Source organism: Xanthomonas sp. SHU 308 (assembly GCF_000364645.1).
GTDB classification, from domain to species: domain Bacteria; phylum Pseudomonadota; class Gammaproteobacteria; order Xanthomonadales; family Xanthomonadaceae; genus Xanthomonas_A; species Xanthomonas_A sontii.
Window position 1 is genome coordinate 1 of record NZ_AQOK01000048.1, and the last position, 3,109, is coordinate 3,109.

Here is a 3,109-nt window from a genome sequence, read left to right on the forward strand (position 1 = left end):
CAGGCGCGCGGCCAGGCCGCCGGGACCGGCCGCGAAGCCGCCGAAGCTGATCACCGCACGCGGCGCCCGCCTGCGCAGCACGAAGCCGGCGGCGCGCACCGCACGCATCACCCGCACCGGCGCGCCGAACAGGGCCAGCGCGCCCTTGCCGCGCAGCCCGCCGATCTCGATGGTGTCCAGCTCGATGCCGTGTTCCGGCACCAGCCGCGTTTCCATGCGCCCGGCCGCGCCCAGCCACACCACCGGCACGCCGCGCGCGCGCAGCACCTTGGCCACGGCCAGCGCGGGGAAGATGTGCCCGCCGGTGCCGCCGGCGAGGATCATCACCGGACGATCGCCCTGCACCGCGCTCATCCGAGCCTCCCGAAGGTGGGTTCGACGCGCGGCTGCATGCGGCTGGTGCCGCGCCCCGGGGCACCCTGGATTGCCGCGGCGACCGCGCTGGCGCTGGCCTCGCGCGCGGCGTGCAGGTCCTCGGCGTTGTCCACGGTCTGCTTGACCGGCATCGCCGCGTCGCTGCGTACCAGTGCCACCTGGCGCTCGGCGCGGTTGAGTTCGTAGGACACGCGCAGCAGCAGCCCCATCGCCACGCAGGTCATCAGCACGCTGGAACCACCGGCGGAGATCAGCGGCAGGGTCAGGCCCTTGGTCGGCAGGATGCCCAGGTTCACGCCGACCGAGACGAAGCTCTGCAGGCTGATCCACAGGCCGATGCCGAAGGCGATGTAGCCGGAGAAATGGCGCTTCATTTCCACGCAGCGCATGCCCAGCCAGAACGCGCGGCCGACCAGCAGCGCGTACAGCGAGATGATCAGGCACACGCCGACGAAGCCCAGTTCCTCGGCGATGACCGAGAAGATGAAGTCGGTGTGCGCTTCCGGCAGGTAGTTGAGCTTCTGCACCGAGCCGCCCAGGCCGACCCCGAACAGTTCGCCGCGGCCCACCGCCATCAGCGCGTTGGACAGCTGGTAGCCGGAACCGAGCTGGTCGGCCCACGGATCGAGGAAGGAGGTGATGCGGCGCAGGCGGTACGGCTCGAGGATCGCGATGAAGGCGAACACCGGCAGGCCGATCACGATCGGCATCGACATGCGCGGCAGGTTCACCCCGCCCAGCACCAGCATGCCGGCGGTGATCGCCAGCAGCAGCGTGGAGGAACCGAAGTCCGGCTGCAGCAGCAGCAGGCCGACCAATGCCACCGCAACGCCCAGCGGCTTGAGCATCGCCGGCCAGGTCGCGTTGACCTCGTCGCGGAAGCGCACCAGGTAGCTGGACAGCCACACGATGTACAGCACCTTCACCGCTTCCACGGTCTGGAAGCGCGAGATGCCCAGGTTGATCCAGCGCCGCGCGCCGTTGACGGTGCTGCCCAGCCCGGGCACGAACACCACCAGCAGCAAGCCGAAGCAGGCCAGCAGCAGCAACTGGTTGTACTGCTCGATGTTCTTCAGCTCGGTGCGCATCGCCCAGATCGCCAGGCCGACACCGCCGGCCAGGAACAGCAGGTGACGGCTCAGGTAGTAGAACGGGCTGGTGGTCAGCTCGATCGAGCTGGAGCCGACCATGACCACGCCCAGCGACGCCAGCGCCACCGCGGCGCCGAGCAGCCACGGGTCGTAGCGGCCACCGATGGCCTCCAGGCGGGTCGCTTGGCGGGCGGGGTCGTTCATCAGCGCACCTTCAACGTGGCCAGGCCGACCAGCACCAGCACCACCGAAATGATCCAGAAGCGCACGATCACCCGCGGCTCCGGCCAGCCCTTCAGTTCGAAGTGGTGGTGGATCGGCGCCATGCGGAACACGCGCTTGCCGGTGAGCTTGAACGAGGCGACCTGGATCATCACCGACAGGGTCTCGATGACGAACACGCCGCCCATGATCACCAGCACCAGTTCCTGGCGCACGATCACCGCGATGGTGCCCAGCACCGCGCCCAGCGCCAGCGCGCCGATGTCGCCCATGAACACCATCGCCGGGTAGGTGTTGAACCACAGGAAGCCCAGGCCCGCGCCGGCGATCGCCGCGCAGATGATGATCAGTTCGCCGGCGCCGGGGATGGTCGGGATCTTCAGGTAGGCCGAGAACACCGCGTTGCCCGAGGCATAGGCGAACACGCCCAGCGCGCAGGCCACCAGCACCGTCGGCATGATCGCGAGGCCGTCCAGGCCGTCGGTCAGGTTGACCGCGTTGGAGAAGCCGACGATCCAGAAGTAGGCGATGGCCACGAAGCTGATCCCGGCCAGCGGCAGCGCGATCGACTTGAACATCGGGATGTAGAAGGTGATCGCCGCCGGTACGTCGGCGGTGTAGTACAGGAACAGGCCCGCGGCCAGGCCGAAGATCGACTGCAGCAGGTACTTCCAGCGCGACTTCAGCCCGTTCGGGTCGCGGCGCACGATCTTGATCCAGTCGTCGTACCAGCCGATCACGCCGAACGCCAGCATCACCGCCAGCACCAGCCACACGTAGCGGTTGCGCAGGTCGCCCCACAGCAGCACCGACAGCAGCACGGTGAGCAGGATCAGCGAGCCGCCCATGGTCGGGGTGCCGGCCTTGGAGAAGTGGGTCTGCGGGCCGTCCTGGCGGATCGGCTGGCCGCCCTTGAACTGCGCCAGCTTGCGGATCACTGCCGGGCCCAGCCACAGCGACAGGAACAGCGAGGTCAGCGCCGCGAGGATGCCGCGGAAGGTCAGATAGCCGAACAGCCCGAACATGCTTTCGAGCTGCTGCAGCCAGCGGGCGAGTTCAAGCAGCATGCGGCGCCTCCTGTGCCTGGTTCAGCAGCGCACGCACCACGGTGTCCATGGCGCTGCCGCGCGAGCCCTTGACGAGGAGCGTGGCCGGGGCCGGCTGGAGCGCGCCAACGGACGGCGCGCCGGTGTTCTCATGCATCTGCTTCACTTCCTGCTCTTGATCCTGCTCTTGCCGATTCCCGGCTCCCGATTCCCGATTCCCGGCCACCGCGGCCAGATCGCGCTGCAGCGCCTCGATCAGCGCCGCATGGCTGTCGAAGACGCGGCCGTTCTCGCCGAACGCCTGCGCGGCGTGGGCGCTGAGCGGGCCGAGCGCGTACAGCCGGGTCAGCCCGGCATCGCGCGCGCGGCGCCCGC

At 69.2% G+C, this 3,109-nt stretch carries 3 protein-coding genes and 1 pseudogene; all 4 read right to left on the bottom strand.

The genetic code is table 11. From position 1 onward, the window contains the following. The coding region (locus D588_RS23805; RefSeq protein WP_043083134.1) for a glycosyltransferase at positions 1 to 354 on the bottom strand (354 nt) is incomplete at its 3' end. Continuing rightward, a complete protein-coding gene (ftsW, locus tag D588_RS0102375) occupies positions 351 to 1,670 on the bottom strand; it encodes a putative lipid II flippase FtsW (RefSeq protein ID WP_017914833.1) in 1,320 nt (439 codons plus the stop codon). The genes ftsW and D588_RS23805, both read right to left, overlap by 4 nt. Then, positions 1,670 to 2,755: a phospho-N-acetylmuramoyl-pentapeptide-transferase gene (gene mraY / locus D588_RS0102380; RefSeq protein ID WP_010344435.1), complete on the bottom strand. Its 1,086-nt coding sequence runs from the start codon at positions 2,753 to 2,755 to the stop codon at positions 1,670 to 1,672. Before mraY ends, ftsW begins: the two co-directional genes overlap by 1 nt. Then, positions 2,745 to 3,109 (bottom strand): annotated as a pseudogene (locus D588_RS23810) (UDP-N-acetylmuramoylalanyl-D-glutamyl-2, 6-diaminopimelate--D-alanyl-D-alanine ligase); the annotation flags it as partial. The gene mraY and the pseudogene D588_RS23810, both read right to left, overlap by 11 nt.

Bases quoted from the DNA above. Each gene is read 5' to 3' on its own strand.
- ftsW (WP_017914833.1), bottom strand. From the start codon at position 1,670: ATGAACGACCCCGCCCGCCAAGCGACCCGCCTGGAGGCCATCGGTGGC.
- mraY (WP_010344435.1), bottom strand. From the start codon at position 2,755: ATGCTGCTTGAACTCGCCCGCTGGCTGCAGCAGCTCGAAAGCATGTTC.